General features: G+C 66.7%; 10 protein-coding genes. 2 read left to right on the forward strand and 8 right to left on the reverse strand.

Annotation, left to right across the window (positions count from 1 at the left end; all coding sequences use genetic code 11):
• Positions 1 to 251: 251 nt before the first annotated feature.
• From KBY78_RS03465 to grrP, 6 genes are all read right to left on the reverse strand, one after another.
• Complete coding sequence (locus tag KBY78_RS03465; protein WP_255142371.1) at positions 252 to 2,363, reverse strand: protein kinase domain-containing protein; 2,112 nt, start codon at positions 2,361 to 2,363, stop codon at positions 252 to 254.
• 2 nt (positions 2,364 to 2,365) lie between these two features.
• A complete protein-coding gene (locus KBY78_RS03470) occupies positions 2,366 to 3,295 on the reverse strand; it encodes a PhnD/SsuA/transferrin family substrate-binding protein (protein WP_255142372.1) in 930 nt (309 codons plus the stop codon).
• The gene (locus KBY78_RS03475; RefSeq protein ID WP_006173274.1) at positions 3,295 to 4,239 is read right to left on the reverse strand and encodes a DUF3365 domain-containing protein; all 945 of its coding nucleotides are present in this window, start codon (positions 4,237 to 4,239) and stop codon (positions 3,295 to 3,297) included. The genes KBY78_RS03470 and KBY78_RS03475 overlap by 1 nt, the downstream gene beginning before the upstream one ends.
• 110 nt (positions 4,240 to 4,349) lie before the next feature.
• Positions 4,350 to 5,495, reverse strand: a complete 1,146-nt coding sequence (grrM, locus tag KBY78_RS03480; protein ID WP_050751568.1) for a cyclophane-forming radical SAM/SPASM peptide maturase GrrM/OscB — start codon at positions 5,493 to 5,495, stop codon at positions 4,350 to 4,352.
• 8 nt (positions 5,496 to 5,503) lie between these two features.
• Positions 5,504 to 5,908 (reverse strand): GrrA/OscA1 family cyclophane-containing rSAM-modified RiPP, encoded by a 405-nt coding sequence (grrA, locus tag KBY78_RS03485; RefSeq protein WP_006173272.1) that lies wholly within the window; start codon positions 5,906 to 5,908, stop codon positions 5,504 to 5,506.
• Between the two features lie 65 nt (positions 5,909 to 5,973).
• Entirely contained in the window at positions 5,974 to 6,918 is a 945-nt protein-coding gene (gene grrP / locus KBY78_RS03490) for an extracellular substrate binding-like orphan protein GrrP (RefSeq protein ID WP_255142373.1), read from the reverse strand.
• Between the two features lie 352 nt (positions 6,919 to 7,270).
• On the opposite strand from grrP, the gene ggpS reads away from it, so the two are divergent.
• Both ggpS and KBY78_RS03500 read left to right on the forward strand, forming a co-directional pair.
• Complete coding sequence (gene ggpS, locus KBY78_RS03495) at positions 7,271 to 8,749, forward strand: glucosylglycerol-phosphate synthase (protein WP_255142374.1); 1,479 nt, start codon at positions 7,271 to 7,273, stop codon at positions 8,747 to 8,749.
• A 13-nt stretch (positions 8,750 to 8,762) separates the two neighbouring features.
• Positions 8,763 to 10,424, forward strand: coding sequence for an alpha-amylase family protein (locus KBY78_RS03500; RefSeq protein WP_006173268.1), 1,662 nt, complete (start codon positions 8,763 to 8,765; stop codon positions 10,422 to 10,424).
• On the opposite strand, the gene KBY78_RS03505 is transcribed toward KBY78_RS03500, so the two are convergent.
• A complete protein-coding gene (locus KBY78_RS03505) occupies positions 10,370 to 11,950 on the reverse strand; it encodes a glycerol-3-phosphate dehydrogenase/oxidase (protein ID WP_255142376.1) in 1,581 nt (526 codons plus the stop codon). The genes KBY78_RS03500 and KBY78_RS03505 overlap by 55 nt on opposite strands.
• Positions 11,947 to 13,488 (reverse strand): glycerol kinase GlpK, encoded by a 1,542-nt coding sequence (locus KBY78_RS03510; RefSeq protein WP_255142377.1) that lies wholly within the window; start codon positions 13,486 to 13,488, stop codon positions 11,947 to 11,949. The genes KBY78_RS03505 and KBY78_RS03510 overlap by 4 nt, the downstream gene beginning before the upstream one ends.
• Positions 13,489 to 13,530 lie beyond the last annotated feature (42 nt).

Genomic DNA, 13,530 nt, shown 5'->3' on the forward strand with positions numbered 1-13,530 from the left:
CCGGCTGGCTGGCCGGCGCCAGTTGTGGATCGAGGGGAGCACCAGCCCGGTGCGCCGCCGCCACCTGCTCTGGGAAGGACCGCTCAAAGGCCGCGCGCAGCTGGGCGTCGAGGGCGTGGGCGATGCGAAGCATGGCTCGTGGGTGCGGCGGGTCAGCCGCGCGGGGGGAACGACCGTTTCACGATCATCCCTCTCCGGGGTCGGGTGGCAGGCCGGAGTCCACAGCCCGACAGGGGCCATGAGCCACAGATTCAGGACAGACCCAAGCGTCGACGCAGCTGCTGAAGAGTCCCCGCCTCGACACCGAAGCCCTCCAGCGCAGCCATCACCGCCTTGAGTCGCTCCGCCGGCGGGAGGTCCCGCACCGAGGCGAGGACGGTGCTCGCGATCGGGCCGATGAACTCCACCAGCACCTCCTCAAGGTGCTGGGCCGACTCAGCCGCCCCTGGCCCCACCTCAGGGGCCAGGGGGGCGGGACCAGGGGTGGCGGGTGGAGCCGGCAGTGGCGAAGCGGGATGCTGACGCAGGGTCCGGGCCTGGTGGAGCAGCTCGTCGACCACCTCCGGCGGCACGGCCGACTGCAGCAGTAACCGGCGGGCCTCGGGCGGATCCACGGCTAAGGCCTGGCGCAGGGGATCGCTCCAGAGCAGATCAGCGATCGGTCCGATCCTCTCTCGCAGTACTGGAAGAAGCCCATCCTGCCAATCCCCTGGGGGGGTGTCCCCAGCAGAGGCAGGACTGCCGGGGGAGGGAAGGTTCCTCCCCTGGGCGTTATCGGGGGCAGGCACCACCTCCTGGGCCTCCTGGAAGGCCGCGTCCACGTCAGCCAGGGAGAGACCCGCGCCCACCAGCCGCTGACGCAGTGCCTCCACCTCCTGGCCGGCGACGATCGAAGCAGAGCTCTCCAGCAGCAGTTCCACCACGGGGCCGTAAGTAGCCGTGAGCGTCCTCTGCAACACGGCTTTGCGCAGCGGGCGGAGTTGATCCCCCAGCGGTGGCAGCCCGCCCGTATCCACGAACGCCCGTGGAGAGGACGCCCCGGCCCGGCTCGAGGGGCGATCGAGCCGCTGCAGGGCGTCGGTGGCGCTGCCAAGGCGCCGGGTAGGGGATTCATCCAGCAGAGGAGTGAGCCAATCGATCAATTCCGAATCCACCAGATCCTCGAGCAGCCACCGCCCTTCGGCCCTGTCATAGAGATCGGAGGGGTCCTGACCGGTGTAAAGGCAGAGGGCCATCACCCCGAGGGCGTAGAGATCGCCACTGGGGCTGAGGCTGCCGAAACGCGCCCGCTCCGGGGGGCTGAAGAAGGGGCGGCAACTGAGGGGCTCTCCCGACAGGCTGCCCCCGGACGAGCGGGCCTTGAGCAAACCGAAGTCGACCAGAAACAGTGAACCGCCCGTTTCGGCGGGAATCAGGTTGGCGGGGTGGAGATCGCCATGGACGATCCCGGCGGCATGGATGGCCTCCAGCACCCCCAGCACCTGACGCAGCAACTCCGCCAACCGCTGCTTGCGGCGCAGGGAATCGAGCGAACCCTGCAGAGATGCTCCGGCGATGTACTCCTGGAGGAACAGGAAGGAGCCGCGATGCTCGAACGCATCCACGAAACGGGGCAGGCTGGGATGGCGCAGGCGGTCGAAGCAGGCCGCCTCCACCTGCAGGGCATCGAGGTTGGTGGCATCACAGGCGATCAGCTTGAGCACGGCAGGCCGATCGCGGCTCTGCTCTCGCACCAGATAAGTGCCACCGCCAGGGGCTGCGCTCAGAGGCCGCTCGAGGCGGTAAGGGGTATCCGCCAAGAGAGCTTCAAGACCGAGTTCCGCCAGGGCCGCACCAGCCTGCTCACCGATCAGCGCGTCGGATTCGATGGCGTAGCAGATCACAGCGTTCGGCAGACCCTTGAGCTCCACGGGGCCCATAGGTACAGAGCGGCGCTGGAAGCGGGGATCAACCAACTCAAAGGTGGACTGGACAAAGGCCACGCCATTGACCGGTGCCGTGGTCTGGAGTCGTGAGGCCAGATGCACGCCCCGGCCAATGATGTCGTCGCCGTTGACATAGATCTCGCCGGTGTAAAGCCCGAAGCGGTGCTGTAGCGATTGGCTGCCGCGACGGGTGATGCGAATCACCACGTCCTCCACGAATTCCAGGGCCTGGGTCGGAGCATCAAAGGTGGCCAGGATGCCATCACCGAGGCTCTTCACCAGACAACCACCATGCCGTTGCACGGCCTCCCGGATCATCGCCAGATCTTCCTTGATGCGCTGAATGGCGATCAGTTCATCGGCGAAGATCTGCGCCGATGAATCCACCACATCGCTGAATACGATCACCTTGAGATGGCGTGCCTGGGAAGAATGCATCGTCATCCGGCCGCCTTGGCTCCATACACCCGATAAGGCTGCCCGTCGAGGGGAAGCTGCCAGGCCTCCACGCTCTCCACGCTCGCCTTGAGCGGTTGTATCGCCTGCTGTTCCGGCAGCACACCGGCCGCATACCCCAGGCCGGTCGGCATCTGGGCCGCATTATCATCAAGGGTTCTGAGGAAAGCGATGTAGTCGGAGCTGGTCAGCGAACCGCTCAACACCAGTGCCCCCAGAGGCAGGACATGGGCATCCACGTGCAGGCGCCGCACCGCAAGAGAAGGCGGAGGCAAGGCCTCATCCCAGGCGATCGCCTCCACCTCGCCGTGATCCAACATGGCCAAAAGGGCGGCGTGATTGAGGGCATAGCTGACACGAGCCAGATTCAGTCCGTGCAAGTTGTAAAGCGGCAGGTAGAACCCCGTGAGGGAACCGCGTGGCAGTAAGCCGATCCTGGCCTGTTGCAGATCCTGGAGGCTGCGGATTCGGCTCGACTCCCGCACCAGGATCGCCGAACGTGAGCGGCGGCTGGACCCGAGCGAGCGCACGGAGGTGTAGCCAGCTGAGGAACCCATGGCATAGGCCGTGAGACCCGGGGGAAGAAAAGCCAGATCCCAGCGACGTTCGCTCAGGCTGGTGCGGGCCCGATCGACACTGTTGAGCGGCTCCAAAGCAACATCGCAGCGACTGGCCTGCAGCAGCAACGACTTGAGAGCCTGCAGCTCGGCGTCGGAGAAGGATTGGGCCGTACTGGTGCTGCCCTCACTGGGAGCCAGCAGCCCAACCCTCAGCACCCCAGTGGGGCCACACAAGGCTGAACTCGAACCAGGGCTGGAGCCACAGGCGCCGAGCACCAGCGCCAGCAGCAGCATCACGGGTGCTGTTGCTCCAGCCATCCAGCATTCGCACCAGCGCTGCCAGCTGCCAGGCATCAGGGCTTCTGTCGATCCTTGAGCATCTGCATCGAAATCGCCAGACTCTGCTTCATTCTCTCGAAACTTCTGGCCAGCAGACCGATCTCGTCGGCACGACTCTTCTCATCAAAGCTCACACTGGCCGGGGTGACACTCGCCTCCTCAGCCTTCTGACTGATCTGGCGCATGGGCCTGAGGATCAACCGATTGAGTACGGAGTTGGCCGCCAGTCCGACAACCACGAACACCAAGGCCAGCAGCAGGGCGGTGGTGAGCAGCGACTGCCTTTTAGCCTTGAGGACGGCGTCCTGGGGGACCGTGACGATCTGAGCGCCGACCACCTCATTGAGCTGCCATCCATACCCATTGCTGTCGCCATAGGCCAGCAACTGGCTGCGTGGCGCACGCTCGGGGGTGGAATGGCAGACCAGACAGCTGTCCTTGGAGATCTTGATCGGTCGGGCCACGTAGTGGAATCGCCCCAGGGGTGTGACCTTCTCGCCAGTGAGGGAGCCCGTGCTGGGCGCCTCCCTGAACGCCTGAATGATCGAGGCTTCGAACGTGTCGGCCTTGTCCTTGAGATTGGTTGGATTGAGCGCGGCTTCGCGGTAGGAATATTGTTTGTAATCAGGCTTAGCCTGCTTGAGGTACTCGAAAACGGAAGTGGCCGAATAGCTGGGCACGGCCTCTGGTCGGAACACGCCTGGGCCCTCATTGAGCGGCGCTACGATTGGATTGACGTCTTTGCTGGTGTACTCCCGAACCGCCAGCATGCTGTCCATGAAGAATCCTGAGCGCTGATCGATCAGCCCCCTGGCCTGCCAGGCGAACAACTGATCCAGCAACAGCACCGCCACCAGGATCGACGCGGTGAACACCACGGCGAGGGTGATGGCCAATTGCTGCCTCAGGGGCCTGCTGCCATCCCCACTCAGCAGACCCAGGATCTGTGGAACCTTCAACGCCCATCATGTCCAGATCCGGCTCAGACTAAGGACGTTGGGCTTGTCTGCCCACAGCTCGTCATCAACGTGACACTGGCGATCCAGGCCAGGCTGATCTTCCGTTCGGCTCAGGCGCTCAGCCCCAGCTCCCGCTCCATCCCCGAGAGCACCACATCGGCCACCAACTGAATGCGGTAGCGGCAGTGCTCCGTGACGCTGCAGTCGAAGCGGCCGTGCTCCCAGTACTTGTTGCTGCCAGCACCACCCCCACAGAGACCGAAGTAGGCGCAGTCGCGGCGGCACAGGTCGACTCCGGCCTTGATCTCGCGCCACACCCGCTGGAACTTCTCGGTGCTGAGCGCCGCTTCAAGGCTGCCCTGCAGCACGTTGCCGAAGATGAAATCGCCGTACTCGGCGGTGGCCACCGCCAGCAGTTCCGGATCGAAACTGGAGAAGTTGCCCTTCGCGTCCACGTTCACGATCGCGAAGGGGGTGTTCATGTCGGTGCTCTCCATCCGGGCCTCACCGCAGGCCAGGCTGGTGATGCCATCGAACTCGCGCAGGCGCAGCCGGCCGGGTTCAGCCCGCATCCGCTGCCAGAAACGCTCCAGAAAGGCGCTGTAGCGGCGCTCACCATCGGGGCGCTCAAGAGTGGAGCGCAGGTTCTCCCCCTCGGTTTCCTCCATGTTGAAGCCCACGTCGGTGATGCCGGCGCCGGTGAAGAAGTCGTAGAGGGCGTCGGCCTGATCGAGGGCATCGGCCGTGAGCACGCAGATCACCTGGAAAGGGATGGCGCGGCGCTGCAGGGCCGCGATGCCGCGCATCACTGCCCCATGGGTGGGGAGGCCGGTGCGGGTGCGGCGGTGGGCGTCGTGGAGGAAGGCCGGCCCATCCATGCTCACGCCCACATGGATGCCGTTGCGCTCGAAGCAGTCGCACCAGGCGTCGTCGATCACCACGGCGTTGGTCTGCAGCGACTGCACGATTGTCTGGGGTGGCAGGTCGTGGCGCTCCAGGGCCAGGCGGATCCGCTCGGAGGCCGCGTCGTAGAAGGCGATCGGCATGGTGAGTGGCTCGCCCGCATGCCAGAGCAGGGTGAAGCCACCGTCGAGGAATGGGCTCTCGAGCACCCGCTCCAGGGCCGCGTCCAGGATCTCCAGGGGCAGCCGGCTGCGGTCATCCCGGCTGGGCAGGTAGCAGTAGTCGCAGTCGAGGTTGCAGAACGGAGTGGGCTGCACCACCAGCAGGCGCAGCGGGCCGACCTGGACCTGCATGGACTCGTTCACCAGTAATTGCGCCAGCCACCGTTGCGGAAGCCGCCATTGCCGAAGCCGCCATTGCGGAAGCCACCGTTGTAGAAGCCGCCATTACGGAAGCCACCGTTAAAGAAGCCGCCATTGCGAAAGCCTCCATTGCCCCAGCCGACCCTGGGTCCGTTGACGAACACCCGCGCCAGCCTGTCGTCAGCGGCGACCCCGTTCCCCCCGGCGTCCGCGTCGTCGTGCTCGCGAATGGCGGCGGCAATGCGGCGCAGGCGCCCCTCGATGGCATCGGCCTGGTGGGGCTGATCACCGGCCGGGGGAGCTGAGCCGGAAGCCGCCAGGGCTCGGGCCACCCCAGGGTCCAGGGGCAAGGAGGCAGCCAGCAACAGGATGCCGAAGAGCCGGGAGCGGGTGAAGAAGGCCATCGGAGCAGGGTGGAAGCGGGGGAGGGGCAGAGACAGCGACGCGCCGGGTGGGCCGCCTCAGGGCATCAGGGAGCAGTGGGCCTGGTGGGGGCAGAACCCGCCTGGGCCGGCAGAGGGCGCAGAGCCTCCACCCCCAGCAGCACCGCATCGAAGTAGTTGCGGATCTGATCCGGCGTGCGGTTGAGCGCACTGCCGGGTCCCACCCAGCGATCGATGGCGCTCACCGCCTCGGGCTGGCCATCGAGGTAACCCTGCAGCAGCCGTGCAATCGCCAGATTCACCAGGTTGCGGAAGGCGGAGTCGTTCTCAGGAACCAGACAGGCCACGGCATAGCGCTCGTAGGGCTCCGAGGGGGTCTGAGCCAGCGCGGCACCCTTCCCTCCGGCGACAAGGCCTGCCAGGAGGGTGCTGTCACCGATCACCCCATCCACTGAGCCGCCCTGCAGGGCTGCCACCGCCTGGGAGAGATCCGCAAAACCGACGGGCCGGGCCTTCGGCTGGATGCCCTTCAGCTCTGTTTCCCCCAGAGAGTTGGCGACCACACCGATGCGCCTCCCGGCCAGCGACTGGGGCGATCCATCCAGACGACCAGCGGGCGCCAGCAGCCGCAGACCGGAGAGCCCGAAGGGCAGGGAATAGTCGAGTGTGATGTCCCGCTCCCAGGTGAAGGGCACGCCACAGGCGAGATCGGCCTGGCCGCCCACCAGCCGCTGGCCCAGATCAGCGGGGTCGGCCACCGGCTCGAAGCGGAGCCGCACCGGACGCCCCACGGCCACGGCCAGCTCAGCCGCGATCCGATCGGCCACCTCCATCGCGTAACCCACTGGCCGCCCCTGGCCGTCCAGGGAGAGCATGGGCGCCTGATCGGGGTGCCCCACCAGCACCAGCTCACCGCTGCGGGCGACCCGGTCGACGACCCCCTCCGCGCGAGCGGACGCCGCCGGCAGGAGGCCGGTGAGCAGGGTCAGCCCAACCGGCAAGAACCAGCTGCCCAAACGGGAAGGAGACAACGTCAAAACCAGCTGAAGGGGGGAGGGAAGTCGCGGCACAGAGAACTGTCTCGGCACGGGAGGTCGCAAGGCAGACCTTCTGCAATCTGGACACGGCCGGCGGATTTGGCCAGCCTCAGGAGCTCAAGAGTTCGGCTTTGTGACAGGGGAGGAGGCGGGTCGCGCTCGTGATAGCAAAGCGGTTTCGTCTCATGGAGTATAGAATGGCATCAAACGAGAGGGTGGAGAAGCCTTGGCGCAAAAACTACAGCAAAAGCAGGGAGAAATTCAGACTTCATCGCTGGGCGAATCTGCAGCCCGCTCCAGCAGTTCTGACAAGAAAACAGCCGATCAGTCCAACTCCTCTGGCGCCATGAAGCGCGGAAGCAGCAATTTCGTCCTTGTTTACCACAGGTCTCCCTACGAAGAAACCTTCGACAGCGAAGGCAATCGCCAGTGGGTCGACCAGAAAAGCCCCAACGGTGTCATCCCAACTCTTCGGAATCTGTTTCTGGAGGAGCGATCAGGAACCTGGATCTCCTGGCGCCAGGATGCCAATTGCTCCGCCAATGCCGATGAACGGCTGAATCTCACATCACCAAGTCCATTCACCCTCAGAAGGCTTCCCTTAACCCCGGAGCAGATCTCCAGTTTTTATCACGTCACCTCCAAAGAGTCGTTCTGGCCAATCCTGCACAACTTCCCAGGTTTATTCAGCGTCGATAATTCCGACTGGGCCACCTTTGAAGAGGTCAACCGCTCCTTTGCGCGTGCCACCTGTGAGGAAGCAGCCCCTGGTGCCACCATCTGGATTCACGATTACAACCTCTGGCTCACCCCGGCAATGATCCGCGAGCAGCGCCAGGACGTTCGCATCGCATTCTTCCACCACACCCCGTTTCCCTCCAGCGACGTCTTCAGCATCCTTCCCTGGCGCGATGAGATCCTCGACAGCCTGCTCAGCTGCGACCTCGTCGGCTTTCACATTCCCTCCTACGCCAACAACTTCGCCCGCTGCGCCATCAACCTGCGCGGGGCTGAAGGGGCCGATCCCGTTCCCGTGGCCAAGAAATTCCGCCGCTATGGCAGTGCCCTCTCGGAACCCACGGTGGTGCCCTGGATCGATCACAACGGCCGCCGGGTTCACATCCAGGCCTCTCCTGTGGGCACCTCCCCTGAGCTCATCCGCGACCTGGTGGTCACACCAGCGGTGAAGGCCATGGCCAACACGATCGCCGAGCAGCACGAGGGCCGGAAACTGATTCTCTCCGCCTCCAGGGTCGACTACACCAAAGGGAACGAGGAAATGCTGCTGGCCTATGAGCGCCTGCTGGAGCAGCAGCCGCGCTGGCATGGCGGAGTCGAGCTGTTCCTGGGTTGTGTGGCGGCGGCCAGTGGCATGCGCATCTACGAAGACATCCAGCGTTCGGTGGAGGAGATCGTGGGCCGTATCAACGGCCGCTTCGGGCGCATCGACTGGACTCCTGTTCGGCTCTCCACCCACCGCACGTCCTACGAGGAGCTGATGGGCTGGTTCAGCCAGGCCGACGTCTGCTGGATCACCCCGTTGCGGGACGGCCTCAACCTGGTGGCCAAGGAATACGTGGCGGCCCGCCAGGGACTGGGGGGCGTGCTGGTGCTCTCGGAATTCACCGGCGCTTCGGTGGAGCTGGAGGATGCGGTGCTCACCAATCCCTACTCCCATCGCAGCATGGACCGGGCCATCAGCGACGCCCTCGACATGCCCCAGGAGGAGCAGGTGCAGCGGATGGCCTCGATGACCCAGGCCGTGGATGAATTCACGGTTCAGCACTGGGCCGAGCAGCAATTGGGCACGCTCAGGTCCCTCTAGGGCCCGGCCATCGATGTCGATCGAAAAGGACCACTGGTGGAACGGCTGCGTGATCTACCAGCTGATGCCGCGCTCCTTCGCCGATGCCAACGGCGATGGGATCGGTGATCTCGACGGGATCACCAGCCAGCTTCCCTACCTTCAATGGCTGGGGGTGGACGCGATCTGGCTGACGCCGATCTATCCCTCACCGCTGAGGGACGGTGGCTACGACATCACCGATTTCACGGCGATTCATCCTGATCTCGGCAACCTCGACGATCTGGCCCGGCTGCTGGATCAGGCCCATCGGCACGGCATCAGGGTGCTGCTCGATCTGGTGCTCAACCACACGAGCGTGCTGCATCCCTGGTTTCAGCGAGCCCGCTGGTCGCCCGCCGGCAGCAGCGAGCGGGACTTCTACGTGTGGCGCGACGACGACCGCGGCTACCCGGAGGCCCAGGTGCTGTTCCGCCACTTTGAATCCTCCAACTGGCAGTGGGATTCCGTGGCCCGCCAGTACTACCTGCACCGATTCCTGCATCACCAGCCAGACCTCAACTACGACAACCCCGCCGTTGCCGAGGCGATGCTGGAGGTGGTCGACTTCTGGGTGGAGCGCGGCGTTGATGGCTTCCGCCTGGATGCGGTGCCCTTCCTGCATGAGCGCGAAGGCACCCGCTGCGAAGGCCTGCCTGAAACCCATGCCTTCCTCAAGCGCTTGCGCGCCCGGGTGGACAGCTCCGGGCGCGACCTGCTGCTGATCGCCGAGGCCATCCAACCGGTGAAGGAGTCGGCGCCCTACCTGGCGGATGACGAACTGCACGCCGCCTTCGATTTCGCCCTCACCGCCCAGCTCTTTGCCGCCGTGGCCAGGGGGCGCTGCGACAAGCTCCGCAACTGTCTGCAGCACGCCCAGGAGATGGTGCCGGGCTGCCGCTGGGCCCTACCGCTGCGCAACCATGACGAACTCTGGCTCGGTGATGGCCACCTGGTGGAGGACGAGGTGGTGCAGGCCGTGATGACTGGCTTCCCCGAGGCCAGGGAGCACTGGTTGAACTGGGGCATCAACCGCCGCCTGGCACCCCTGCTCAACGGCGACCCGCGGCCGAACACCCTGCTGCACGGATTGCTCTACAGCCTGCCCGGCCTGCCCTGCCTCTATTACGGCGACGAACTCGGGATGGGCGACTGGCCGGGCCTGCGGGACCGGGATGCCAACCGCACGCCGATGGCCTGGACGAGTGAACGCAACGGCGGCTTTTCCACGGCCCCTGACCCCCTGTTGGTGCTGCCGCCGATCACCTCCCCCGGCTACGACTACCGGGTGGTGAATGTGGAGGTGCAGAAGCAGCTGTCCGGCTCCCTGCTGAACTGGCACCACCGCATGCTCACCAGCAGGCGGCTGCTTCCTGCCCTGCGCCAGGGAAGTTTCGAGCTGCTGGAGAGCGCGCACCCCAGCGTGCTCTGTTACGCCCGCCACAGCGATGGCATGACCGTGGTGGTGGCGGCGAATCTGGCGGCCACCGGTGCCTCGAGCCGCCTCGACCTGGGCCAGTGGCAGGGGAGCCGCATGCGCGACACCCTCTGGGGTTGCGAGTTTCCCCCCGCCAGCGAGGCCTGGTTCGTGTACCTGCCGGCCTACGGATTCTTCTGGTGGCTGGTGGGCGAGGACTCGAGCGACGCCAACTCCTGATCCAGCAGGGCCTGCACCACAGGCAGCAGTCGCTCGGCCTCGGCGCTGTCCACAAAGGCCAGGCGGCAACGCCGGGCCAGCAGATCATCAGCCGACCGGGCCCACTCGTGGCGCACGCCATGGCGCACCTCGGCAGCGGTGAGTGGGATCACCGCGCTGAGGGGTTCGAGCTCGGCCGGGCTGGCGGCACAGGCCAGCACCGCCTCCACCTCCAGCCCGTGGCACGCCAGCAGGTGCTCCAGCAGGACCAGGTCGCCGCCCGGCAAGCGCTGGGACAGCTCCAGGCGCAGACGGTCAAGCCCAGCGATGGTGGCCGCGCCAGTGTCCGCCGCTCCGTGGATCGGGACAGCAGCGGCCTCGGCGGATGGAGCGGGCAGGGGGCCACCCAGCAGCTGTGCCACGGCCTGGAGTCCATCGAAGGCCATCGGCCGGCAGGTGGTCCACTTGCCGCCCATCACGCTGATCAGACCGCAGGGGAGCGTTTCCACCTGGTGCTCACGCACCACCGTGGCGGTCCCGGCGCTGGCTGAGTCGCCATTCCCCAGCAGCAAGGGGCGGCCGCCGGCCCAGCGGCTGCTCACAACCGGCTCCCCGTGGCCCGGGAACCAGCGGCGCACATAGTCGAGCAGGTAGGCCTCCTCCACCTCGCTGGGCCGCTCGGACTCGCTGGATGCGCAGGGGGTGTCCGTGGTGCCCACCAGGGTGCGGCCGTGAAACGGCAGCACGAACAGCACCCGGCCGTCGTCCGTGGAGGGGATCAGCAATCCGGTCCCCCCGGGGCAGAGGTCGGCGGCCAGAACCAGATGCACCCCGCGGCTCACCTGCAGGGTGGGAGGCAGGTCGGGCTGGGCCAGCTGACGGATCCGATCGGCGCCGATGCCCGTGGCATTGAGCACCACCCGGGCCTCCAGCCGGCGCCGCTGGCCCGTGGCCTGGTCGTGCAGCACGGCGCCGCTGAGCCGATCGCCCTGGCGCAGCAGCTCCACCACTTCGGTTCGCGTGAAAACCTCGGCCCCCAGGCGGGCGGCGGTGCGCACGATCAGCAGGTTCAGGCGCGCGTCATCGAACTGACCGTCGCCGTAGGCCACTCCGAGCTGGCCGGCCTTCAGCTCAGGCAGCAGCTCTTGCACCGCCTCACGGCAGAGCCAGCGGCTGGAGCCGATGCCGCGCCGCCCAGCCAGCAGGTCGTACACCGCCAGGCCCAGGCCGTAGTAGGCCTGCTGCAGCAGCCCCTCACTGGGGAGCAGCAACTCCAGCCGCCGAGCCAGGAAGGGCACCGCCTCCAGCCAGTGGCCCCGCTCAGAGAGGGCTTCGCGCACCAGCTGCAGCTGCCGCCAGTCGAGTCGGCGGAAGGCCAGCTCCAGGTAGCGGACCCCTCCATGCAGCAACTTGGTGCTGCGGCTGCTGGTGCCGCCAGCGATGTCGCCGGCTTCCACCAGGGCCACGCTCAGGCCCCGCCGTGCCGCTTCCAGGGCAATGGTGGCGCCGGTTGCCCCAGCACCGATCACGAGCAGATCCACACTCATCGCTCAGATTCGGCTGCGCCCACACTGGCGGGCTGTGAATGCCAGTGCAGGCTGCGCTCCACCGCCGAGTGCCATCGGGCCCGCCAACGCTGCCGCGACGGCCCGTCGATTCGAGGCGAGAAGCGCTCGGGTGCAGGCTCACCGACCAGCCGGGACCAGCTCGCGAGATCGGGCAGCACGCCCGCCTGAACACCCGCCAGCAGGGCCACCCCACGGCTGGTGCTCTCCAGATCGGCCCGGCGCAGCACCGGCAACCCCGTGGCATCGGCCTGAGCCTGCAGCAGAAGGCCAGACGCCGCAGCTCCTCCATCGGCAGCCAGCTCCAGCAGGGGCTGGCCACGGGCCTCCTCCGCCAGCTGCACCAGGGTGGCCACCGCCAGGGCGATCCCCTCCAGGGCTGCCCTGGCGATCTGGGCCGGCCCGCTGTCGCGGGTGAGACCGATCAGCAGACCCCGGGCCGAGGGATCCCAGTGGGGCGTTCCCCAGCCTGTGAAAGCAGGCACCAGCATCACCCCACCGCTGTTGTCGCAGCGTGCCGCCAGCTCGTTCACCTGCTCGGAGCGCTCGATCAGCCCGAGGCCATCGCGCAACCACTGGATGGCGGTGCCGGCGTTGAACAGGCTGCCCTCCAGGCAATAGGTGGGCCGGCCGGCGGCATCGCTCCAGCCCACCGTGCTCAGCAGGCCCGCGCTGGAGCGATGGATCGTGGGCCCCGTGTTGATCACCAGGAAGGCGCCGGTGCCGTAGGTGCACTTGCCTTCACCGGCGGTCAGGCAGCCCTGCCCGAGGGTGGCCGCCTGCTGGTCGCCCAGCATGGCGGTGATCGGCACCCCCGCGAACGGCAAGCCGGGCGCGATGGTGCCGAAGGCGGCGCAACTGGGCAGCAGCTCCGGCAAGGCCGATGGGGGCACCCCAAGGGCCGCGCACAGCTCGGGATCCCAGCGCAGCTGCTCCAGATCCATCAGCAGGGTGCGGCTGGCGTTGCTGCATTCGCTGGCGTGGCGCCCAGAGGCACTGAGGTTCTGCAGCAACCAGCTGTCGACCGTGCCGAAGCAGAGCTGACCAGCCGCTGCCGCGGCTGCGGCGGCGGGAATCTCTCGAAGCAGCCAGACGATTTTGCTGGCGCTGAAATAAGGATCCACCAGCAGGCCGGTGCGGGCCCGGATCAAGGGCTCCAGCCCGGCCTGTTTCCATTCGGCACAGAGGGCCGCCGTGCGGCCGTCCTGCCAGACGATCACCGGAGCCAGCGGTTCGCCGCTCCCGCGCCGCCAGAGCACAGTGGTTTCGCGCTGGTTGGCGATGCCGCAGGCGGCCACAGCGCGGCGTTGCTCGGGGCTCAGGGCCTGCTCCAGCTCACGGAGGGCCTGCAACTGGCTGAGCCAGATGGCGCCTGCCGACTGCTCCACCCAGCCATCGGCCGGGTAGCGGCTCTCGAGCGGCGCCGAGCGGCTCAGCAAGCGGTGGCCTTCCAGGTCGTAGACGGCGGCGCGGGAGCTGGTGGTGCCCTGGTCGATGCTCAACAACAGAGGGGAGAGCATGGAGCAACCGCTTTTGCTTGTGCTAGCGCTGGTTGAGGGATG

The organism is Synechococcus sp. EJ6-Ellesmere, from assembly GCF_024345875.1.
GTDB lineage: Bacteria > Cyanobacteriota > Cyanobacteriia > PCC-6307 > Cyanobiaceae > Regnicoccus_A > Regnicoccus_A antarcticus.